A 22,060-nucleotide genomic window follows, 5' to 3' on the forward strand; every position below is an offset into this window, starting at 1 on the left:
GGTTTGGGGTGGGGGCCCGGCCCCGGGCGACGCCGCCCAGTGGAGAGGGCCCTCCCCCACCCCCTCCCGCCTGCGGGAGGGGAGAGGAAAGGCGGATGCGTTCGCTCTTCCTCGCAGACGGCAGCAGACCAACCAACGGGCTCGGCCTATCCCGCAAGGCTCTCACCGGCTCATCGAATAAGGCCGATCCTTCGACGCCACCGCCCAGGCCCGATCGGGCCGCGCCGTCATTTCGAACGCCAGCGTCCCACCCGCCATGATCTCCTCATGCCGGATGAATCCGCGCGTCAGCGTCTTTCCGTTCAATCGCACCGATCCGACATAGCGATGGGTATCGCTCAAGCCCTCCGCCGTGATCGTGAAGCGCTTGCCGTTGGGCAGGTTCAGCACGGCGCGGTTCAGAAAGGGGCGGCCGATCACATATTGGTTCGTCCCCGGCGTGACCGGATAGAAACCCAGCGCCGTGAACGCCAGCCAAGCCGACATCTGGCCCAGATCGTCATTGCCCGACAGGCCGTCCGGCGTCGGCTTATACTGGCTGTCGACGATCTGCTTCAGCCGTTCCTGCGTGCGCCATGGCTGCCCGGCATAGCTGTAGAGATAGGCGACATGGTGGCTGGGTTCGTTGCCATGGATATATTGGCCGATCAGCCCGGCGATATCCTCGGCATGGCTATAGTCGAGCTTTGAATTGTCATAGTCGAACATCCGGTCGAGCTTGGCGACCACCGCCTTGTCGCCGCCCATCGTCCGGAACAGCCCGGCCTGATCCTGCGGCACGAACCAGCTATATTGCCAGGCATTGCCCTCGGTATAATCGGAGCCATAGTTGATCGCGGTCGGATCGAACGGCACACGCCAGCTTCCATCGGCCTTGCGCGCGCGCAGGAAACCCGCCTTCGCATCGAAGCTGTTGCGCCAGTTGCCCGCGCGCTTCGCGAAGTCGGCGGCGATATCGCCCCGCCCCATCGCCGCCGCCATGCGCGCGATCGCCCAGTCGTCATAGGCATATTCGACCGTCTTGGACGCCGCCTCCGGCTCTCGGTCGATCGGGACATAGCCGCGCTTCATATACTCGCCCAGGCCGCCATAGGGCGCATAGCGCGCGCTCGCGACCATCGCGTCCAGCGCGGCATTCGCATCGAACCCACGAATGCCCTTCATATAGGCATCGGCGATGACGGGGACCGCGTGATAGCCGATCATCGTCCAGGTCTCGCGCCCATGGAACTGCCACACCGGCAATATGCCATCGGGGCTGGCCTCCCGGCTGGCGATCAGCGAGCGGACGATCTCGGCATTGACCTGTTCCGGCTGGATCAGGGTCAGCAGCGGATGCTGGGCGCGGAACGTATCCCAGAGCGAGAAGGTCGAGCGGAAGGTGAAACCCTCCGCCCGGTGCACCTGGTCGTCGGGCCCGCGATAGCGACCGTCGCCGTCGCTCCAGACGCTGGGAGCGAGCAGGCTGTGATAGAGCGCGGTGGCGACCATGCGCCGCATCGGCGCGGCCCCCTCCACCTCGACCGCGCCCAGCGCCTGGGTCCATGCGGTCCGGGTCCGGTCGCGGATCGCATCGAAGCCGCCCGGCTCGCTGTCGAGATTGGCGATCGCCCCCGCCTCGTCCACGCCCGAGATCGCGACCTTCACTTCCAGCGGCGTGTCGAGCGTACCGAAGTCGAGCCGCGCCATCAGCGCGCGGCCCAGCCGCTCCGCCACCGCATCGCTGCCCCGTCCCGGCCCCTGAAAGCCCTTATAGATCACGTCGGCCTCGCGATTGACCAGCGCATGGCCTGTCAGCGGCGCGGAAAAGCGCATCGCGAAGAAGAATTTGCGCCCCGGCGCCCAACCCCGGGTCTCGCGAAACCCGGTCAACGTGCCGTCGGGACGAAGCCGCAGCCCGGACCACAGGATCTTGCCCGGATAATCATAGAGCGACGACCGGAGATCGATGACGAGATGCGCGGCCTTGCCCGTGGGGAAGCGATAGCGATGCACCCCCGCCCGCGTCGCGGCGGTCATCTCCGCACGGACACCCGGCCCGTCCAGCGTCACCGCATAATAGCCGGGCCGCGCCTCCTCCGTCTCGTGCCGGAAAGGGGAGCGATAGCCGGGCTTGTCGATTGTGCCGGGGTCCATCGGCACGTTGTCGCCCGACACCGGCATGACCAGCAGATCGCCCAGGTCCGAATGCCCCGCGCCCGAGAAATGGGTGTGGCTGAACCCCTGGATCGTCGGGTCGTCATGGCGATACCCCGCGGCATGGGCGTAGCATTCGCGCAGCGCACACTGGGTATCGGTATCGGGCGACAGTTGGACCATGCCGAAGGGCGCCACCGCGCCGGGATAGGTGTGCCCCTCGCCACCCGTACCGATGAACGGATCGACATCGTCGACCGTCGCCCGCTGTGCCGAGGCGCTGGCGGAGAGCATCGCCAGGACCAACATCATCCCCCGCACCGCCATCCACTCTCCCCTTTCCACCGGCTCGGGGCACCTTCCCCGATACGCGCCGCCTTGCCAAGGGGAAGGATGGATAGCGTCGCGACGCTAAACCCTTAATTTCGCGTCCGAACCGCGCGCACCGCTCCCCCTGCGCCTCGCGAGAAAGCGGGCAACCGGCGGTGGCGAAGGGCCGCGTCGGGATCGGTTCATGCAGGCATGTCAGGTAAGTGGCGGAGAGGGAGGGATTCGAACCCTCGGTACCGTTGCCGGTACGCCGCATTTCGAGTGCGGTGCATTCGACCACTCTGCCACCTCTCCGCGAGGACGATCCGTAGCGGCACTGGTCCGCATGGGGCTGATCGATTGGAGGCGCGCTCCTAGATCAGCTTTTTATCCATTGCAAGCGCCTAAACTTGTGCGACGCGACAAAGACATTAAATCAGGTCCATGGACCCTACCGACACCCTCCCCCAGCCCCCGAGCCAGGAAGCGCAAGCGCCGATCGTCGCGACCGCGCGGTTCGCGATCGGGGAGGTGGTGCGCCACCGCATGTTCGACATTCGCGGCGTGATCTTCGACGTCGACCCCGTCTTCGCCAATAGCGACGAATGGTATGACGCGATCCCCGAACGGATCCGTCCGGCCAAGGACCAGCCCTTCTACCACCTGCTCGCGGAGAATGCCGAATCGAGCTATGTCGCTTATGTCAGCCAGCAGAATTTGCTGCACGACGACAGCGACGAGCCGATCGAGCATCCCGCCATCGACGGCCTGTTCACCGGCTATGCCGACGGACGCTATCTGTTGCGGCGCGAACACCGGCATTGATTACCGGGCAGCGATAGCTGCCTGACTGTCAACTAAAGGGGGAATCGAATCCTTGGTTGACAATCCGGCCACCTTTGCCTAGCTGGCCTTTCTTTCCCGGTGGGCATTCCCGCGCGGGAGCCATGCATTTGGGAAGTGATAAGAGCCATGTTCGCAGTCGTGCGCACGGGCGGCAAGCAGTATCGCGTCGCCGCCGGAGATAAGATCGTCGTCGAGAAGATCGAGGGCGAAGCCGGCGCGTCGGTGACGCTGGGTGACGTTCTGCTGGCGGGCGAAGGCTCGGAGCTGAAGGCGGTCGACGGCATCACGGTCGCCGCCGAGATCATCGCGCAGGCGAAGGCCGACAAGGTCATCGTCTTCAAGAAGCGCCGTCGCCACAACTATCGTCGTCGCAACGGCCACCGTCAGCAGCACACGATCCTGAAGATCGTGTCGGTCGGCGCCTGAATTTCAGCCGCGCCACCCCAACGAAATCCAGGAGTAGTTCGCAATGGCACATAAGAAAGCAGGCGGTTCGTCGCGCAACGGTCGTGATTCGGCCGGCCGTCGCCTTGGCGTGAAGAAGTTCGGTGGCCAGGAAGCCATCGCCGGCAACATCCTCGTGCGTCAGCGCGGGACGAAGTTCTATCCGGGTCGCAATGTGGGCATGGGCAAGGACCATACCCTGTTCGCGCTCGTCGATGGTCGCGTCTCGTTCCACGAGGGCAAGCTGGGCCGTAAATTCTGCTCGGTCGAACTGGCCGCAGCGGCCGAATAATCGGGCAACCGCGCCGGGTTGCCCACCAGGGTGACCCGGGTTCCGCGCAGGAACCAGCAAAAAAGGGAGACGGGTCACCCCGGCTCCCTTTTTTTTCGTGCTCCCTCCAACCGCTTCGGTCCGCCTGTCTCCGTCCCGTCATCCGGACGTGGCAAGTCGCGGCCGACGCGACGAGGAGTTGTCGAGTGATGTTCGCGCGGACGGAAAGATTGTTGTTGCGGCCAGCCTGGCCGGAAGATGCCGCCCCCCTGGTCGAGGCCATCGGGCATGAGGCGATCGCCCGCATGGTGGCACGGGTCCCCCACCCCTATCGCCACGCCGATGCCGAACGGTGGCTGGCCCAGCCGCGTGGTGCGACAGAACCCCGGTTCCTGATCACCGCGCTGGATCGCGAGGGCCCGCCGGTGCTGATCGGCGGGATCGCGATCATCGCGGGCGATACGGGGCATGAGTTGGGCTATTGGCTGACGCCGTCCGCGTGGGGACGGGGCTATGCGACCGAGGCGGGTCGCGCGGTGATCGACATGGCGCGACACGCGCTGCCCATCGATCGGCTGGGCGCGTGGCATTTCGCGGACAATCCCGCCTCCGGTCATGTCCTGACCAAGCTGGGCTTCCGCCCGACCGGACGGCGCATGGCGCGGGCCTCGGCGGGGCGCAGCGGCCTGTCGCCCAGCATCCATTACGCGCTCGACCTGGACGGCGAGCGAAATCCGGCCATGCCGCTCGCCGCCTGATCGGAGGAGGCCAGCCCGGTTCGTGGCGCGGAAGTGGTGATAGGGGGTTTGGCTGAGGCCGCCGGCCTGCCCCCCCCCCCTCCTGGCGAAGGCCGATTCCGTTGGGAGACGTTCGGAAGCCACGAAAATCATCGCTCGATCGGACCCGACCTCCGCCGAGTTGTGCATGACTCCGGGGTCAATCGACATTCGTCCTATCCCTTCCCGGAAGGGAAGGTGGAAGGCGGTGCGGCCTGAATGTCGATCGGACCGGGACCACGTGCCGAATTTTTTGCGGAGATGTCGCATTCGCCGGGGATGGCATGTCATGAACTTGCCGTGCGGGTCGAAGCACCTCCAGCCCCTCCCGCCCGAGAAACGGGCGCGCGGCAAACGCTGATAGGTTGGCGGAGCCATATCCGATCGCGCGACTCGCACCAGCCGTGAAGCCTTTCATTCCCGGCAACACCAACATCCGAAAATCGATCTAACCGTTTCGATCAGTTGGAAAGCCTCAAGGAAAGCCGAAAAAGACCATATCGATCACTGTTCCGCCCAATCGTCAAATTACGCGGGCGACATACGCGATTTTAGGTACTTGCTAAGATTTCAGGCCTTTTTGGTGAAGCAGCCAGTCTGTTTCGAGGGATTATCCCGGTGGCGCGTAACCCTGCCGAGTCCATCATCCTATCCCTGTCCCGCCAGCCGAAGCGGCTGGCCGGGTTGCCCCCCGACCATCGCGGCGTGGCGGTGGTGGAACTGGCGCTGACCCTGCCCGTCCTGCTGGCGCTGTTGATGGGGATCGTCGGCTTCGGCGATTATTTCCTGACCGCGCATCTCGTCCAACAGGCCGCCAACGACGCCGCGCGCGCGTCGCTGGCCGGCATCGACGCCGCGGAGCGCAAGAGCATCGCGACTGACACCGCATTGCGGGTGCTCGACGCGACCAGCGTGCTGCGCCGGGACCGGGGCCAGGTCGACACGTCGGAGGCGGACAATCTGATCACCGTGTCGATCCGCTATGACGCCTCCGCCGATCCGCTGCTCAACCTGCCCTTCGTGCCCATGCCCGCTCGGGTCCTGAAGGCCAAGGGCGTCGCGATGATCGGGGGGCTGTGATGTCGGCGCTGTGGCGGGATCAGCGCGGCGGCGTCAGCATCCTGACCGCGCTGGCGGCGATGGCGATGATCGGCTTCGCCGCGATGGGGATCGATATCGGCATGTTGACCCTGTCGCAGCGCCGGTTGCAAGGCGTCGCCGACGAAGCCGCACTCGCCGCCGCCGCCTCCGCCCCCGACCGGCGAGCGGAGGCGATCGCCCGTATCGTCGCCGCCACCGGCCTTGCCAATGTCTCCACCAGCATCGTGCCGGGCCGCTATAGCGCCGATCCCGGCGTGCCCCCCGCCAGCCGCTTCATCGCCGGCAGCGATGCCGGTGCGATCCGCGTGGTTCTCAGCCAACCCGTGCCCCTCTTCTTCGGTCGGGTTCTGACCGGCAGGAACACCAGCCCCGTCGCCGCCGACGCGGTGGCGCGGCGGATCGATCTGGCGGGTTTCTCGCTGGGTACGCGACTGCTCAACGTGCAAGGCGGCCTGCCCGGTGCGGTGCTCAACGGGCTGGCGGGCAGCGACCTGTCGCTGTCCTTCATGGATTATCAGGCACTGGTCGGCGGGCGGATCGACCTGTTGCGGATGACCCGATCGCTGGGGACGCGGATCGGCCTGACGGGCGCCAGCTTCGACACGATCCTGGCCGCCGACGTGACCTTGCCGACCCTGCTGGGCGCCATGGCGGATGCCACCGGCAATGCGGGCACCGCGACGCTGCTCCGCAACCTGTCGCTGCGGGTGCCGGGGTCGAAGGTGCCACTCAGCCGCCTGATCGATCTGGGGCCGCTTGGCGACCTGACTAGGGCCTCGTCGCGCGACCTGATCGCGATGGACGCCTATTCGATGCTGCGCGAGTCGCTGTCGATCGCCAACGGCCAGCGGCAGGTCTCGCTCGACCTGGGGGCATCGGTGCCGGGGCTGTTGTCGACCAGGGTGCTGCTGGCGATCGGCGAGCGCCCGGCTAACTCGCCCTGGCTGGCCGTGGCGCAGGACGGATCGACCATCGTGCGAACCGCGCAGCAGCGGATGCTGATCGACACCCAGATCGGCCTGCCGCTGCTCGCCAATATCCAGTTGCCCCTCTTCGTCGAGACGGCGGCGGCACAGGCCAGGCTGAACGGCATCACCTGCTCGGGCACGGGGCAGACGGTGACGATCGACGCACTCCCCTCACCCGGCACCGTCGCCATCGCCCAGATCGATCGCAGCCGCTTCGGCGACATGAGCCGGTCGCCCATCACCGGCCCGGTGGCGCTGCTCCAGGTGACGCTGGTCAAGGTCATGGCCTATGCCCGTATCGACCTGGCGAGCGACAGCGCATGGCAGCGCCTGACGTTCAACACCGCCGATATCGCCAACGCCACGCCACGCACCGTCACCTCCAACTCGGCGATGCAGGGCATAGCGGGCTCGCTGATCGGCAAGCTCAGCCTGACCCTGGAGCCGTTCAGCCTGGGGCTGTCGGGACTGACCGGCACGGTCGGCGCGGCGCTGGCATCGGTCGCGCCCGCGCTCGACCTGCTGATCAACAGCCTGACCGACCTGCTGGGCATGCATGTCGGACAGGCCGATGTGACGGTGAACGGCGTCCGTTGCGGTGGAGCCACGCTCGTCGCCTGATCGCGCGGGCCTGATCCGGCGGGCTGGTCAGTCGGCGCGGTCAAGGGTAAAGGCGGCGCCATGCATTTTCTCGATCAGGCCAAGATTTTCGTCCGCTCCGGCACGGGCGGCCCCGGCGCCGTGTCCTTTCGGCGTGAAAAATACATCGAATATGGCGGCCCAGACGGCGGCAATGGCGGCAAGGGCGGCGACATCATCTTCGAGGCGGTCGCCGGGCTGAACACGCTGATCGACTTCCGCTACACCCAGCATTTCCGGGCGCCGCGTGGTTCCGGCGGTTCGGGCTCCAACCGCACGGGCGCGGGCGGCGACGATCTGGTCATCAAGGTGCCCGTCGGCACGCAGGTCCTGTCCGAAGACAAGGAGGAGGTGCTGCTCGACTTCACCAAGGTCGGCCAGCGTGTCGTGTTCCTGCGCGGCGGCGATGGCGGGCGCGGCAATGCCAGCTACAAGACCTCGACCAACCGCACCCCGCGCCAGCACGGCACCGGCTGGCCCTGCGAAGAGGCATGGGTCTGGCTGCGGTTGAAGCTGCTGGCGGATGCGGGTCTGGTCGGCCTGCCCAATGCGGGCAAGTCGACCTTCATCAACGCGGTCACCAATGCACAGGCCAAGGTCGGCGCCTATGCCTTCACCACCACCCGGCCGCAACTGGGCGTGGTGCGGCATCACCAGCGCGAGTTCGTCGTCGCCGACATCCCCGGCCTGATCGAAGGCGCGGCGGACGGCGCGGGGATCGGCGACCGGTTCCTCGGCCATATCGAGCGGTGCCGGGTACTGCTGCACCTGGTCGATGCCAATGACGCGGACGTGGCGGAAAGCTATCGCATCGTCCGCGACGAACTGGAGGCTTATGGCGCGGGGCTGGTCGACAAGCCGCATATCATCGCGCTCAACAAGATCGACACGCTGGACGACGAACTGATCGAGGCGCTGTCGGCCGAACTGGCCGAGGCGAGCGGTGCGGATGTGATCCCGCTATCGGGCGCGGCGGGGACGGGTGTGGACTGGGTGCTCGACAAGCTGCTCGAGGCGATCGGGCCGGGGCCGGATGCGGTGCCCGAAGGCGATGAGGGCGAGGACGAGATCACATGGTCGCCGCTGTCCTGAGATATCGGGCGGTGGGCTCGGTGAGACACCCGGCCCTCCCCCATCCCCTCCCGCCTGCGGGAGGGGAGCGATTCTTGGCAGACCGCTCGCCCCAAGCACGCCCCTCCCGCAAGCGGGAGGGGATGGGGGAGGGAAAGACGCCTCGCAGAGACCCTCACCACCGATCAATCCTAAAAGCCCCCCAATGATCTTCCCTCCCACCAACTGCCAGCGGCTGATCGTCAAGGTCGGCTCCGCGCTCCTCGTCACGCCCGAGGGCGAGGTCCGTCGCGACTGGCTGACCGGGCTGGTCGCCGACATCGCCGCGCGCGTGCGGCAAGGCCAGCAGATCGCGATCGTCTCCTCCGGCGCGATTGCGCTCGGCGCGCGGCGGCTGGGCCTGCCCAAAGGCGGGCGGGCCAGCCTGGAGGATGCGCAGGCCGCCGCCGCGACCGGACAGATCGCGCTCAGCCAGGCTTGGGCCGAACTGCTCCACGCGCAAGGGTTGACCGCCGCGCAGATGCTGGTGACGCTCGACGATCTGGAGGATCGCCGCCGCTACCTGAACGCCGCCGCGACGCTGGGACGGCTGCTCGGCCTGGGCGTGGTGCCGGTCATCAACGAGAATGACAGCGTCGCGACGGAAGAAATCCGGTTCGGCGACAATGACCGGCTGGCGGCGCGGGTCGGCCAGGCGGCGGGCGCGAACGGCGTGCTGCTGCTGTCCGACGTGGACGGGCTGTACGACGCCAACCCGCACACCAACCCGGCCGCGCGCCATATCGAACGGGTCGAGCGGATCGACGCGGTCAGCGGCATGGCCGATGGCGGCTCGGCCTCGGGCATGGGATCGGGTGGCATGGTGTCGAAGATCGCCGCCGCGCGCATCGCGGTCAGCGCGGGCGCGCATCTCGCCATCGCGTCGGGGCGGGTGGATCATCCGCTGTCCACGCCAGCGCGCCACACCCTGTTCGTCGCCGAAAAAAGCGCCCCCGCCCGCAAGGCGTGGCTGGCGGGTGGGCTGACCGCACGTGGCGCGATTAGCGTCGATGCGGGCGCGGCCAGGGCGCTGGTGGAGGGCAACAGCCTGCTCGCGGCGGGGGCGACGGCCGTGCAGGGCCATTTCGCGCGCGGCGACCTCGTGACCGTCGAAGGGCCGACCGGCACCATCGCACGGGGCCTGAGCGAATATGATTCGACCGAGGCGCGCGCCTTGATCGGCACACGCTCGGACCAGCAGGCCGAGATATTGGGCCATGCGCCCCGCGCCGCGCTGATCCATCGCAATCATCTGGCCCTGCTGTGATCGTCGCCGTGACGGGAGCGACCGGCTTTGTCGGTCGCGCGGTGGTGGATCGCGCCGCCGGTTCAGGGCTGTCGTTGCGCGCGTTGACCCGCCGTGCGCAGCCGTCGCGTGCCGGGATCACCTGGATCGCGGGCGCGCTCGACAAGCCGGAAAGCCTCGCCACGCTGGTCGAGGGGGCCGAGGCGGTGCTGCACATCGCGGGCGTGGTGAACGCGCCCGACCGCGAAGGCTTCGTCGCGGGCAATATCGACGGCACCCGCGCGATGGTGGAAGCGGCGAAGGCGGCGGGCATCCGGCGCTTCGTCCATGTCTCCTCGCTGTCGGCGCGCGAGCCCGGCCTGTCGGTCTATGGCTGGTCCAAGCGCCAGGCCGAGGATGTGGTGACGGACAGCGGCCTCGACTGGACGATCGTGCGGCCCAGCGGAATCTACGGCCCGCACGACACCGAATGGCTGGACGTGTTCCGCACCGCCAAGCTGGGCCTCGCCCTCATGCCGCCGCCGGGCAGGTTGTCGCTGATCGCGGTCGAGGATTTCGCGCGATTGCTGACCACGCTGGTCGCCGCCGATGGCCCGCGCAGCGTAATGGAGGTCGATGACGGTCAGGTACTGACCCATGCCGAACTCGCCCAAGCCATGGGCGCGGCGGTGGGGCGGCGGGTGATGACGCTGCATCTACCCAAAGGCCTGCTGAGCCTGGGCGCAAAAATCGATCGAACGTTTCGGGGCCATGCGGCCAAGCTGACGCCCGACCGCGTCGGCTATCTCTGCCATCCCGACTGGACCGCGGACCCGGCCAAACGGCCCGATCCGGCGATGTGGGAACCCGCCATAACGCTCGCCAAGGGGCTTGCCGACACGGCACGGTGGTATCGCGCCAACGGCTTGCTATAGCAGCGACATGGGCGCGGTCGAAAAGCCGCCGCATTTGGGTGCCACTGGCCCCTTCGAAAGGATCATCATGAGCGACCGCCAAGCCATTTTCGACACCGTCGCGGCCCAGATCGCGCCCTTCAACAAGAAGGGCGTCACGCTGACCGAGGCGACGACCTTCCAGGGCGACCTGGAGTGGGACAGCCTGACCGTGATGGACTTCGTCGCCGCGATCGAGGACGAGTTCGAGATCATCATCACGATGAACATGCAGGCCGAGATCGAGAATGTCGGCCAGTTGGTCGACGCGGTCGAAAAGCTCAAGCAAGCCTGATCGCCTTCAAACGGACACCGACATGACCGAAGCCGCTGCCCAACCCCATGCCCTGCCCGCCGAAGCGCAGGAAGTTGCCCCCGAGCACGACCTGCTCTCCAAGTTCGACGGCCTGATCGCCGAGCGGCAGAAGCTGCTCGACTCGGGCGTCACCGATCCCTTCGCGATCGTGATGGAACAGGTGAAGTCGCCGACCGAGGCGGTGATCCGGGGCAAGGACACGATCCTGCTCGGCACCTATAATTATATGGGCATGACCTTCGACGCCGACGTCATCGCGGCGGGCAAGGAAGCGCTGGAGAAGTTCGGCTCGGGCACGAACGGCAGCCGGATGCTCAACGGCACCTTCCATGACCATATGGAAGTCGAACAGGCGCTGCGCGATTTCTACGGCACGACCGGCGCGATCGTCTTTTCGACCGGGTACATGGCGAATCTCGGCATCATCTCGACGCTGGCGGGCAAGGGTGAGTATGTCATCCTCGACGCCGACAGCCATGCGTCCATCTATGACGGCTGCCAGCAGGGCAATGCCGAGATCGTCCGCTTCCGCCACAATTCGGTCGAGGATCTCGACAAGCGGCTGGGCCGGCTTCCCAAGGAGCCCGCCAAGCTGGTGGTGCTGGAGGGCGTCTATTCGATGCTGGGCGACATCGCCCCGTTGAAGGAGATGGTCGCGGTCGCCAAGAAGCACGGGTGCATGGTGCTGGTCGACGAAGCGCATTCGATGGGCTTTTTCGGCCCCAACGGGCGCGGCGTGTACGAGGCGCAGGGGCTGGAAGGCCAGGTCGATTTCGTCGTCGGCACCTTCTCCAAGTCGGTCGGCACGGTCGGCGGCTTCGTCGTGTCCAACCATCCGAAGTTCGAGGCGGTGCGCCTGGCGTGTCGTCCGTACATCTTCACCGCCTCGCTGCCCCCCTCGGTGGTGGCGACCGCGACGACCTCGATCCGCAAGCTGATGACCGCGCACGAGAAGCGCGAACGGCTCTGGTCCAACGCCCGTGCGCTGCATGGCGGGTTGAAGGCCATGGGATTCAAGCTGGGCACCGAGAATTGCGACAGCGCGATCGTCGCGGTGATCCTGGAGGATCAGGAACAGGCCGCGATGATGTGGCAGGCGCTGCTCGACGGCGGGCTCTATGTCAACATGGCGCGGCCGCCCGCGACTCCGGCGGGCACCTTCCTGTTGCGCTGCTCCATTTGCGCCGAGCACACGCCCGCCCAGATCGAGACGGTGTTGGGCATGTTCGGTGCGGCGGGGCGGGCGGTCGGCGTCATCGCCTGACGCCCGGTCGCGCCCGGCTTTGCATTATCCGGTGGCTGGGATAGCGTAACGGCCGTGATCGAGCAGGATAATCTCGGAAAGGTCGGCCGCTGGCGGGCCTTTGCCCTGATCGCGATGGCCTTGGCCGGTGCGGTGACGCTGGCCATGCTGATCGTGACGCTGGGCCACGCCAATCGCGAACGCGACCGCGCGCTGGAGCGACAGCGGCACAGTTACGAGGTGATGATCCTCGCCCGCACCCTGGCGGGCACGATCGCCCGGTCGGAGGCCTCGCTGGGCCGCTATGTCATCTCGGGCGACAGCAAGCTGGGCCAGCTTTACGTCGACGAATGGAATCTGGCACGCGCGCAACTCGAACGGCTGGATATCCTGATCGAGGAAGCGAACCAGCAACGGCGCGTCGAGCAATTGCGCAAGGCCTATGAGGCGCGCGGCGAGGAACTGTCGGTCATCGCGCTGTCGACGACCTATCATCGCAACCGTCAGGCTTACGGCCTTTATTACCAGGCGCGACAGGCCGAGGCGCTGTTGCAGATCAACCGGCTGCTCACCGCCCTGATCGAGGGGGAACGGGTCCTGCTCGACCAGCGCAGCACGGCGGCGCAGGAGACGGTGCTGCATTCCAACCGCATCGCCGGGGGATTGGTGATCTTCGGCATCGCGCTGGCGCTGGGCGCGATCCTGCTCGGCTGGCTGATGTTCCGCACGGTGGGCGAGCGGGCGGAGGCGCGCGCCGAGGCCTGGGCCGAACGCGCCCGTGCCGAGGAACTTGCCGCCGCCGTCGAAACCGCGACCGAAGAACTGAAGGTGCAGGAAGCCAAGCTGCGCCAGATCCAGAAGATGGATGCGCTGGGCCAGCTGACCGGCGGGATCGCGCATGATTTCAACAATATGCTGGCGGTCGTGCTGGGCGGGCTGGAACTGGCGCGCCGCGCCGAGGACCGTGAGGTCAGCCTGCGCCACCTCGACAGCGCGACCGAAGGCGCGCACCGCGCCGCCGCGCTGACCCGCCGCCTCCTGATGTTCAGCCGCGAGGAGGCGCTCACCCCCGAGGCGCTGGCCCCGCGCCAATTGGTCAGCGGGATGCGCGACCTGCTCGACCGGACGCTGGGCGACGGGGTGAAGGTGACGGTGGAGGACGCAACCAGCGACTGGGCGATGTTCGGCGACCGGGTCCAGGTGGAAAATGCGATACTGAATCTGGCGGTCAACGCGCGCGACGCGATGGACGGGCGCGGCGAACTGACGATCCGCACCGCCGAAACCCGGGTCGATACCGACACCCTGCCCCGCGCTGCGGCGGGCGATTATGTCATGCTGTCGGTCACCGATACGGGCGCTGGCATGACCCCGGAGGTCGCCGAGCGCGTGTTCGAGCCTTTCTTCACGACCAAGCCCGCAGGCAAGGGCACGGGGCTGGGCCTCAGCCAGATTTTCGGGCTGGTCGGTCAGATGGGCGGCGATGTCATGGTCCGCACCGCACCCGGCGCGGGTACGACGGTCAGCCTCTATTTCCCCCGCCATGTCGCGGCGGCGGCCCCTACGCCCGTCGAAGCGGCCAGTGCGACGCCGTCACCGCAGGGGCTGGAGGCGCTCCGCATCCTGCTGGTCGAGGACGATCCCCGCGTGCTTGCCGCGACGATGGGGGCGTTGCGGGAACTCGGCCACGACCCGATCGCCTGTAGCGACCCGCGCGAGGCGGAAGGCCTGCTCGCGCGGCACCCCGGTATCCGCCTGATCGTGTCCGACGTGCTGATGCCGCACATGACCGGGCCGGAGATGATCGCGACCCTGCGTCCGCGTCATCCCGATATCGCCGTTCTGTTCGTCACCGGCTTTGCGGGCGATGTGCAGGCGACGGGGTTCGAGGGGCATGAGGTTCTGCGCAAGCCGTTCACCCTGGCCGGGCTGGAACGCGCGCTGGCGGCGGCGTTGAAGCGGGTGGCGGAAGGGCCGGTTTGCGCGGCGGCTTGAGCGGTTCGGGGCCGGGCGTTCGGGCGTGGCCTTCGACTTCGCTCAGGCTGAACGGAGGGTGAGGATCACCCGGCAGGGACAAGGCCCGACGCCCCCACCTCCGTTCGCGCTGAGCGAAGTCGAAGCGCACATCCCGCCATTGCCATTTCCGGCTCGACCCGACCGAACCCACCCAAATCCTTCACGAAAATCCCGAACCGCAAACAAGGGGTGACGCGCCTTGCCCGCCCTCGTATAGCCATGGCCGTTTTATCGCGCGAGTGATGTTCCCCGCATGAAGTCCCCCGCATGAAGTCGATCGATCGCTACATGGCCCGGCTGATCGCGTTGCCGTTGTTCGCGACGCTGCTCATCTCGGCGATGCTGCTGGTGCTCGATCGCATCCGCCGCCTGTTCGAATTCGTCGCGACCGAGGGCGGGCCGATCAGCGTGGTGTGGCGGATGCTCGCCAACCTGCTGCCCGAATATCTGGGGCTGGGCATTCCGATCGGGCTGATGCTGGGCATCCTGCTCGCCTTTCGCCGCCTCGCCACCTCGTCCGAGCTGGATGTGATGCGCGGCGTGGGGATGAGCTACACCCGGCTGCTGCGCGTACCGTACATGTACGCGATCGTGCTGGCGGCGCTGAACCTGGCGATCGTGGGCTATATCCAGCCGGTCGCCCGCTATTATTATGAGGGCCTGCGCTACGAGTTGCGCACCGGCGCTCTCGGCGCGTCGATCAAGGTCGGCGAGTTCACCCATCTGGGCGACCGCATGACGCTGCGCATCGAGGAGAGCCGCGACAGCGGGCGCGACCTGTCGGGCATCTTCGTCCATGCCAACACGTCCAAGGGCGACTGGATCGGCGTGACGGCGGAGCGCGGGCGCTTCCTGGCGACCGACGATCCCAATGTCATCATCTTCCGCCTGACCAACGGCACGCTGATCCACAACCGGCCGGAGTTCAAGGCGCCGCGCGTCCTGACCTTCTCCAGCCATGACCTGCCGATCGACCTGCCCAAGTTCGACAATTTCCGTCAGCGCGGGGGCCGCGATCTGGAGTTCACCCTGCCCGAGCTCGCCCGCCACGGCCAGGAGGCGCAAAGCGCGGAGGCCCGTGCCGGGAGCCGTGCCGAATTCCACTTCCGCGTGGTCGAGGTGGTGACGATGTTCCTGTTGCCGCTGCTGGCGGTATCGCTGGGCATCCCGCCCAAGCGATCGACCTCGGCACTCGGCGTCTTCCTGTCGATCGTGATGCTCGTCACCTATTTCAAGGTGAACCAATATGCCGCCGATATCGGCGCGCTGGGCCGGGTCAATCCCGCGCTGGCGCTCTGGGGGCCGTTCACCGTCTTCGCCGGATTGGTGCTCTGGATGTATTATGTGACCGCCTATGTACCCGGCGGCCAGCCGATCGGCGCGCTGGAGCGGGGCGTGGCGAAGCTGGCCAAGGCGATCGGCCGCTGGCTTCCCGGCCGCCGCCGCAAGAAGGGACAGACGGCATGACCCTGTCCAACATCTTCCCGTCGCGGACCATCGCCATCTACATGGCGAAGATGTTCCTGATCCGCACCTTCGCGATCCTGTTCGCGGTGGCGCTGGTGCTCCAGACGCTCGACGTGCTGAGCGAATCCGGCGCGGTGCTGGCGGCCCCCGGCAACGGGCAGGCGCAGGTGTGGCGCTATGTCTCGCTGCGTGCGCCGCAGATCATATCCTTTCTGCTGCCCTTCTCGGTCCTGCTCGGCACCATCCTGACCTTCTTCACGATGAACCAGAATTCGGAGGTCATCGCGCTGAAGGCGGCGGGCATGTCGGCGCATCAGGTGCTGGCGCCGCTGCTGATCGCCAGTGCGGGCGTCGCGGTGCTGAGCTTCGCCTTCAACGACCGGATCGTGCCGCGCGCCAGCGCGACGTTGAGCGCCTGGCAGAAGGTCGAATATGGCCCCCTGCCCATCGACAGCGGCGACCGGGCCAATGTGTGGGTGCGCGACGGCGACGACCTGATCTCGGTCGACTTGATCCAGGGACGAGGGCCGAGGACGCAACTGGGCGGTGTGACGCTCTACGACCGCAGCGGCGGCAACCTCCAGGCGATCGTACGGGCCCCGCGCGGACAGCGTGCCGGCGATGGCTGGCGGATCGGCCCCGCGACCCGGTTCGAGGTGGCATCGGGCAAGCTGACCAATATCCCCTCGCTGGTCATCGGGCGCGGCGTGACGCCTGAGCAACTGACCCTGGCCAGCGTCAATGCCGACAGTCTGTCTTTCCGCGCGCTGTCGAACGCGATCGACGATCTGCGCGAGGCGGGCCGTCCGACCAAGTCGCTCGAGGGATCGCTCTGGCACAAGCTGTCCGCGCCGATGTCGGCGGTGTTGATGCCGCTACTTGGCGCGGTCGCGGCCTTCGGCGTCGCGCGCTCGGGCAAGCTGTTCGTCCGGGCGGTGATCGGCATGGCGCTGGGCTTCGCCTATTTCGTGGCCGACAATTTCTCGATGGCGATGGGTGATCTGGGGGCGTACCCGCCATTTCTTGCGGCTTGGGCGCCCATATTGCTGTTCTTCCTGATCGGCGAGGCGGTGCTGTTCCGGACGGAGGAGTAACCTACTTACTTCCGAAGACCCCCACCTCCGTTCGCACTGAGCGAAGTCGAAGTGCACGCCCTAGGCATGCAGTCTGGCGAGCGGAGTTCCTTGGCCTTGGCCTTCGACCTCGCTCAGGCTGAACGGAGGTCTGTAGGGGGTATCATAATCTCCACCGCCCGTTCACGCTGAGCGAAGTCGAAGCGCACGCCCTCCTTCGCCCAGCAGCGAAACCTTATTTCCCCCGACGGATCGTGCTCAGGCCGATCTTCGCCACCAGCCCCGGCAGCCCCTTGTAGCTCGCCTTGTGATAGGGCGAATCCGGTTCCAGCGCCGCGCTGATCCGCCGATGCGCCTCGCCCAGCGAATGATAGGGCAGCGACGGCAGCAGGTGGTGCAATGCATGGTAACGCAGGCCGACCGGCGCCCACAGGCCCGGCAACAGCGCGGGCGGCGGCACGTTGACCGAATCCAGATACTGGGCGGTCACCGTCATCTGCTCGCCCTCATTCTCCCAGAGATGCGCGACCAGCGTGCGGACCTGATTGAGCACCGCAACCGCCGAGCCGATCGCGAAACCGATACCGAAGCCACGCAGCGAGATGACTCCCGTCGCGACCATCGCCACCAGCGCGATCGCCCAGATCGACGCCGCCGCATCGGTCCGGTTGAACCGCACCAGCGCCTCGCCCTCGGGCATGCGGCGGCGGAATTGCGGGTTGATCGCCAGCGCCGAATAACGCTCGACCACCATTTTGCGCAGCCCCGGAATCACCCAGGACAAAGGCGACAGGATCGCGAACCGGATCAGCAGCCCCAGCGGCGCCAGCGCCGATACCAGGATGAACACCGGCAGCGTCCACGGCTTCATCAGTGCCAGCGGCAGATATTCGGGATCGTCGGCGGTGCCATAGCGCGTCTTGGCATGGTGCAGATTATGCACCCCCTCATACATGAAGGCGGGCGTCAGCAGCGGCACGCCGACCAGCGCGTTCCAGCCGGTCCGGAAGCCCGGCAGCGCCGAATGCTTCATATGGCTGACCTCATGGATGAACAGCAGAGCACGGTACAGCGCCAGCACCGCGACCACCGACGCCACCACGATCACGCCGGTCGAAGACGCCGTCACCGCCACGGCAAGCGCGGCATAGCCGACCAGCGCACTGCCCGCCATGTCCGCCCAATAGAGCCGGGGTTTCGGTGCGATCAGGTCGCGCGTCATCTCGGCGGCGGCGCGCAGCATCGCCTTGTCGTCGGCGATCGGCAGGCGCGCCTGGCGTGGGACGGCGGCGGCACCGGGGCCGCGTTCGAAAGAAAGCGTCGATTCCATAACTCTATCCTTTGCCCCCATATAATGGCGACACGGTGGCATTCCCACGGCGACGAATGACGGAATCCTCACTCGCTATGATCGACCAAGACGGTTAGGAAACGACTTTCATATCCATCGCTGGACCGTCCGCCTATGCCGCTCTCCATCCGCCCGGTCGTCACCAAGGGCGATCGCAAGACCTTCGTGGACTTTCCCTTCGGCCTGTACGCGGACGATCCGCACTGGGTTCCGCCGCTGAAGGGCGAGGCGCTGGGCCTGATCACGCCGGAGAAGAATGGCTGGTACAGCCATGCCAAGGCGCAGCTTTTCCTGGCGGAGGAGAATGGCAAGGTCGTCGGGCGCATCTCCGCGCATCTCGACACGCTGGCACTGGAGATGGACCCGTCCAAGGGCTTCGGGCCGGGCGTCGGCTTCTGGGGCCTGATGGACGCGGTCAGCGAGGACGTGTTCAGGGCGCTGCTGTCCACTGCCGAGGGCTGGCTGCGCGAACAGGGCATGACCCGCGCGATCGGTCCGGTGTCGCAGTCGGTCTGGGAAGAGCCCGGCCTGCTGGTCCAGGGGTTCGATCAGGACCCGACCATCATGATGGGCCATGCGCGGCCCGAATATCAGGGCTGGATCGAGGCCGCCGGATACGGCGTCATCAAGCAACTCTTCACCTATGAGCTGGACATCACGCAGGAATTTCCGCCGATCGTTCAGCGGATCATCAAGTCGGGCGAGAAGAACGAGCGCATCCGCGTCCGCGAGGTGAACAAGGCCAAGTTCGAGGAGGAGGCCGCGATCATCCTGAGCATCCTGAACGATGCATGGTCGGACAATTGGGGCTTCATCCCGCTGACCCCGCCCGAGATCAAGGATGTCGGCGTCAAGCTGAAGCCGATCGTGTTCAACGACCTGATCCGCATCGCCGAACTGGACGGCAAGCCGGTCGCCTTCATGATCACGCTCCCCGACCTGAACGAGGCGATCAAGCCGCTCAAGGGCAGCCTGCTCCCCTTCGGCTGGGCCAAGCTGCTGCTGTGGCTGCGCGCGCCCAAGGTGCGGACGATGCGCGTGCCCCTGATGGGGGTGGTCAAGGAACTCCAGTCGTCGCGCATGGCGAGCCAGCTTGCCTTCATGATGATCGAATATATCCGCCGCGCCTCGATCCAGCGTTACGGCGCGTCGCGCGGCGAGATCGGCTGGATCCTCGACGACAATCAGGGGATGCGCTCGATCGCCGAGACCATCAAGAGCGACATCAACAAGACCTATAACATCTACGCCCGCGACCTGGGCTGACGGACGACGGGCGGGGCCGCCCGACCGGGGCGGCCCCCACCCTTTCCCCTCACTTGTTGCGGCCGATATAGTCGAGCGGATCGACGCCGTTCCACAACCACTGCTTGCGCGTCTTGCAGACCTTGCCGCGCATGATGTGATCTTCCTGGACGTTCAGGAAGCAGTAGCGGGTCGGCTTGGCGGCGGCAGCGGGCGCGGTCGGCAGCGCGGCGGCTTCGACGGGCGCCGGGGCGGGCTTGGCGACATCGTCGCGCGGTGACGGAGCCGACAGAGCGGCGGCGGTGGCGAGCAGAGCGAACATCATCGGGATTCTCCGGTTTTCGAGGGGGGATCAGCGGCGCGCGATGCGGCCGGTCGGAACCTGGCCTTCACGGGCGATCCATTCGTCCGCCGTGTGGCAGATCTTGGTCGGGATGTGCGAACCGGTCAGCGTCTCGACGACGCAATAGCGGGTCGAAGCCGAAACGGTGGCGGGCGACGCGCCGCCTTCCGCCGTCACGGCGACCGTGTCCAGGGTGACGGTCGGCGACGCCATGGGCTCACGGCCCGGCGCTACGGCGGACAAGGTCGATGCGATCAGCAATGTCAGTAGCATGGTTGGTAACTCCCTGAAGCCGGATCACCCCGGCATGTGAGTTACTGCATTAGTCATGCCACACAGTGAAAACGCCGGATTTCAGGGGTTTACGTTTTTGTGATCCGGCGAAATTTGCCGATTCCTAGCAATTTTCGCTTATCCATCGGCAAAACGCACCGTGCGATAATCGCGCGCGGAAGGGGTCACGATTGGAAGGCTGGCGGCGACATAGATTGTCGGCGACGACAGCCGCGCTTCCGATGCAAACGTCGCATCGACAAGCATCAGTAAGCCACCTTTTAAAGACTAGGCAACAGATCAAGAGTCTATCGCGCCACACAGGACAGCAGCCGCCACTCTATCCCATAAACGAACAATGCGACAGTTCGGCGCATCTTCGATGACATATTGATGGCGTTATTGCGAAAATCTCGCAGGGAGCGCCGCATTTGTCGCGAAATTGTCACCGCGCGCTGCGAACAGGGACGGCATCGTCGCATTACGGGATGCCCTTTCGATGGCAACGCAGATGAGTACCGCCAGCGTCACCAAGGCCTATGACCGCTGGTCGCCTGTCTATGACCTGGTCTTCGGCCCCGTCTTCAAACAAGGCCGCTCCGCCGCGATCGTCGCCGCCGAGCGGATCGGTGGGCGCATCATCGAGGTCGGGGTCGGCACCGGCATTTCGCTCCCCCAATATTCGCGCGACAACCGCATCGTCGGCGTCGACCTGTCCGAGCCGATGCTGGACAAGGCGCGCGAACGGGTGAAGCGTGGCAACCTCACCCATGTCGAACAGATCGCATATGGCGACGCCGAGGCGCTACAATTCGCCGACAACAGCTTCGACGTGGTGGTCGCGCAGTACGTCATCACCGCCGTCCCCAACCCGGAACGCGCGCTGGACGAATTCGCCCGCATCTGCCGCCCCGGTGGCGAGATCGTCATCACCACGCGCGTCGGCGCGGGCGACGGTCTTCGTGGGCGGATCGAAAAGACGCTGATGCCGATCACCAGCCGGTTGGGCTTCCGCACCGACTTTCCGTTCCATCGCTATACCGACTGGGCCGCGACGCGCGGCGATGTGGAACTGGTCGAAAGCCGCCCCCTGCCCCCGCTCGGCCATTTCTCGCTGGTCCGCTTCGCCAAGCGCCAGCCCTCCCTCCAAGGACAAGTCCAATGACGGGTTTCCGCGCGCAACTCGCCGAACAGCGGTGGGACGATCACCGTTATTATCACCACAGCCTGGTCAATCAGAGCCTGCACTTCGTCAGCGCCTGCACCTTCCTGACCGCCTATGTGCTGCTGTTCATCGACCCGGCGGTGGCCAGCCTGCTCGCCTGGGGCGTGGCGATGACCAGCCGCCAGGCGGGCCATTTCTTCTTCGAGCCCAAGGGCTATGACCATGTGAACAAGGCGACGCATGAGCATAAGGAAGAGATCAAGGTCGGATACAATCTGACCCGCAAATATGTGTTGATGGGCATCTGGGGCGCGATTCCGCTCGTGCTGCTCGTGCAGCCGACGCTGTTCGGGACGCTGGAGAATCCCGAAGGCTTCATGGGTTATCTGCGCCATGTCGGCATCGGCTGGCTGGGCCTGGGCGTCAGCGCGATCGTGGTGCGGGTCATGCAGCTTTGGGTGAAGCGCGATCTGGAAACCGGGCTGGTCTGGGCGACCAAGATCGTCACCGACCCGTTCAACGACTTCAAGATGTACAAGAGCGCCCCGCGCCGCTTGATGAAGGGCGAGCGGATGGATCATCACGATGCCGATGACTTCGAGGATTTGAAGGCGGCGTAACGCGCAGCTTCGGGTTGACGGATAGGGCGGCGGTTCCAGAAGGACCGCCGCCCAATTTTTATGCTCAAACCTTTCGCCTGGCCGCTCCCCTCCCGCAAGCGGGAGGGGAGCGGCCAGGCGAAAGGTTTGAGCATAAAAATTGGGCGGCGGTCCTTCTGGAACCGCCGCCC

At 66.2% G+C, this 22,060-nt stretch carries 22 protein-coding genes and 1 tRNA gene; 17 read left to right on the top strand and 6 right to left on the bottom strand.

Features of this window, described 5'->3' with window-relative positions; genetic code table 11:
• Positions 1-162: 162 nt before the first annotated feature.
• Positions 163-2,445: a GH92 family glycosyl hydrolase gene (locus tag SM191_RS17745; RefSeq protein ID WP_445949883.1), complete on the bottom strand. Its 2,283-nt coding sequence runs from the start codon at positions 2,443-2,445 to the stop codon at positions 163-165.
• A gap of 225 nt (positions 2,446-2,670) precedes the next feature.
• A tRNA-Ser gene (locus tag SM191_RS17750) sits at positions 2,671-2,760 on the bottom strand.
• A gap of 129 nt (positions 2,761-2,889) precedes the next feature.
• Between SM191_RS17750 and hspQ the strand changes: the two genes are divergently transcribed.
• The 14 genes from hspQ (at position 2,890) to lptG (ending at position 16,914) form a co-directional block, all read left to right on the top strand.
• A complete protein-coding gene (hspQ, locus tag SM191_RS17755; protein ID WP_306998831.1) occupies positions 2,890-3,270 on the top strand; it encodes a heat shock protein HspQ in 381 nt (126 codons plus the stop codon).
• A gap of 147 nt (positions 3,271-3,417) precedes the next feature.
• The gene (rplU, locus tag SM191_RS17760; protein ID WP_007405484.1) at positions 3,418-3,717 is read left to right on the top strand and encodes a 50S ribosomal protein L21; all 300 of its coding nucleotides are present in this window, start codon (positions 3,418-3,420) and stop codon (positions 3,715-3,717) included.
• A gap of 43 nt (positions 3,718-3,760) precedes the next feature.
• Positions 3,761-4,027 (top strand): 50S ribosomal protein L27, encoded by a 267-nt coding sequence (gene rpmA, locus SM191_RS17765; RefSeq protein WP_183951678.1) that lies wholly within the window; start codon positions 3,761-3,763, stop codon positions 4,025-4,027.
• 188 nt (positions 4,028-4,215) lie between these two features.
• A complete protein-coding gene (locus SM191_RS17770; protein WP_445949882.1) occupies positions 4,216-4,764 on the top strand; it encodes a GNAT family N-acetyltransferase in 549 nt (182 codons plus the stop codon).
• 636 nt (positions 4,765-5,400) lie between these two features.
• On the top strand, positions 5,401-5,862 hold the full coding sequence (locus SM191_RS17775; RefSeq protein ID WP_306998827.1) for a TadE/TadG family type IV pilus assembly protein: 462 nt from the start codon (positions 5,401-5,403) through the stop codon (positions 5,860-5,862).
• Positions 5,862-7,472, top strand: coding sequence for a TadG family pilus assembly protein (locus SM191_RS17780; RefSeq protein ID WP_341507359.1), 1,611 nt, complete (start codon positions 5,862-5,864; stop codon positions 7,470-7,472). The genes SM191_RS17775 and SM191_RS17780 overlap by 1 nt, the downstream gene beginning before the upstream one ends.
• Positions 7,473-7,532: 60 nt before the next feature.
• Positions 7,533-8,582 (top strand): GTPase ObgE, encoded by a 1,050-nt coding sequence (gene obgE / locus SM191_RS17785; protein ID WP_341507360.1) that lies wholly within the window; start codon positions 7,533-7,535, stop codon positions 8,580-8,582.
• Between the two features lie 184 nt (positions 8,583-8,766).
• On the top strand, positions 8,767-9,867 hold the full coding sequence (proB, locus tag SM191_RS17790; RefSeq protein ID WP_341507361.1) for a glutamate 5-kinase: 1,101 nt from the start codon (positions 8,767-8,769) through the stop codon (positions 9,865-9,867).
• The gene (locus SM191_RS17795) at positions 9,867-10,760 is read left to right on the top strand and encodes an SDR family oxidoreductase (protein WP_341507371.1); all 894 of its coding nucleotides are present in this window, start codon (positions 9,867-9,869) and stop codon (positions 10,758-10,760) included. Before proB ends, SM191_RS17795 begins: the two co-directional genes overlap by 1 nt.
• A 67-nt stretch (positions 10,761-10,827) precedes the next feature.
• Positions 10,828-11,073, top strand: coding sequence for an acyl carrier protein (locus SM191_RS17800; protein ID WP_306998816.1), 246 nt, complete (start codon positions 10,828-10,830; stop codon positions 11,071-11,073).
• Positions 11,074-11,095: 22 nt separating this feature from the next.
• The gene (gene spt, locus SM191_RS17805; RefSeq protein WP_341507362.1) at positions 11,096-12,358 is read left to right on the top strand and encodes a serine palmitoyltransferase; all 1,263 of its coding nucleotides are present in this window, start codon (positions 11,096-11,098) and stop codon (positions 12,356-12,358) included.
• Between the two features lie 114 nt (positions 12,359-12,472).
• Positions 12,473-14,332: an ATP-binding protein gene (locus tag SM191_RS17810; protein WP_445949884.1), complete on the top strand. Its 1,860-nt coding sequence runs from the start codon at positions 12,473-12,475 to the stop codon at positions 14,330-14,332.
• 288 nt (positions 14,333-14,620) lie between these two features.
• Positions 14,621-15,820 carry an LPS export ABC transporter permease LptF gene (lptF, locus tag SM191_RS17815; RefSeq protein WP_341507364.1) on the top strand — a complete coding sequence of 400 codons (1,200 nt, stop codon included), beginning with the start codon at positions 14,621-14,623 and terminating at the stop codon, positions 15,818-15,820.
• Positions 15,817-16,914 carry an LPS export ABC transporter permease LptG gene (gene lptG, locus SM191_RS17820; RefSeq protein WP_341507365.1) on the top strand — a complete coding sequence of 366 codons (1,098 nt, stop codon included), beginning with the start codon at positions 15,817-15,819 and terminating at the stop codon, positions 16,912-16,914. Before lptF ends, lptG begins: the two co-directional genes overlap by 4 nt.
• 214 nt (positions 16,915-17,128) lie before the next feature.
• Here the strand turns inward: lptG and SM191_RS17825 are convergent, their stop codons facing one another.
• On the bottom strand, positions 17,129-18,223 hold the full coding sequence (locus SM191_RS17825; protein ID WP_341507366.1) for a fatty acid desaturase family protein: 1,095 nt from the start codon (positions 18,221-18,223) through the stop codon (positions 17,129-17,131).
• Positions 18,224-18,358: 135 nt separating this feature from the next.
• Here SM191_RS17825 and SM191_RS17830 point away from each other — a divergent pair, with 135 nt between their 5' ends.
• A complete protein-coding gene (locus tag SM191_RS17830; protein WP_341507367.1) occupies positions 18,359-19,510 on the top strand; it encodes an N-acetyltransferase in 1,152 nt (383 codons plus the stop codon).
• Between the two features lie 49 nt (positions 19,511-19,559).
• Here the strand turns inward: SM191_RS17830 and SM191_RS17835 are convergent, their stop codons facing one another.
• The 3 genes from SM191_RS17835 to SM191_RS17845 form a co-directional block, all read right to left on the bottom strand.
• Positions 19,560-19,814, bottom strand: a complete 255-nt coding sequence (locus tag SM191_RS17835) for a hypothetical protein (protein WP_306998800.1) — start codon at positions 19,812-19,814, stop codon at positions 19,560-19,562.
• Between the two features lie 27 nt (positions 19,815-19,841).
• Complete coding sequence (locus SM191_RS17840; protein ID WP_341507368.1) at positions 19,842-20,105, bottom strand: hypothetical protein; 264 nt, start codon at positions 20,103-20,105, stop codon at positions 19,842-19,844.
• Between the two features lie 138 nt (positions 20,106-20,243).
• On the bottom strand, positions 20,244-20,372 hold the full coding sequence (locus SM191_RS17845) for a hypothetical protein (protein WP_341507369.1): 129 nt from the start codon (positions 20,370-20,372) through the stop codon (positions 20,244-20,246).
• 244 nt (positions 20,373-20,616) lie between these two features.
• On the opposite strand from SM191_RS17845, the gene SM191_RS17850 reads away from it, so the two are divergent.
• Together SM191_RS17850 and SM191_RS17855 are read left to right on the top strand one after the other, a co-directional pair.
• Positions 20,617-21,270 (top strand): class I SAM-dependent methyltransferase, encoded by a 654-nt coding sequence (locus SM191_RS17850; protein ID WP_306998795.1) that lies wholly within the window; start codon positions 20,617-20,619, stop codon positions 21,268-21,270.
• Positions 21,267-21,890 carry a hypothetical protein gene (locus SM191_RS17855; RefSeq protein WP_341507370.1) on the top strand — a complete coding sequence of 208 codons (624 nt, stop codon included), beginning with the start codon at positions 21,267-21,269 and terminating at the stop codon, positions 21,888-21,890. Before SM191_RS17850 ends, SM191_RS17855 begins: the two co-directional genes overlap by 4 nt.
• Positions 21,891-22,060 lie beyond the last annotated feature (170 nt).

Source organism: Sphingomonas sp. 2378 (genome assembly GCF_038084995.1).
In the GTDB taxonomy this organism is placed as follows: Bacteria; Pseudomonadota; Alphaproteobacteria; order Sphingomonadales; family Sphingomonadaceae; genus Sphingomonas.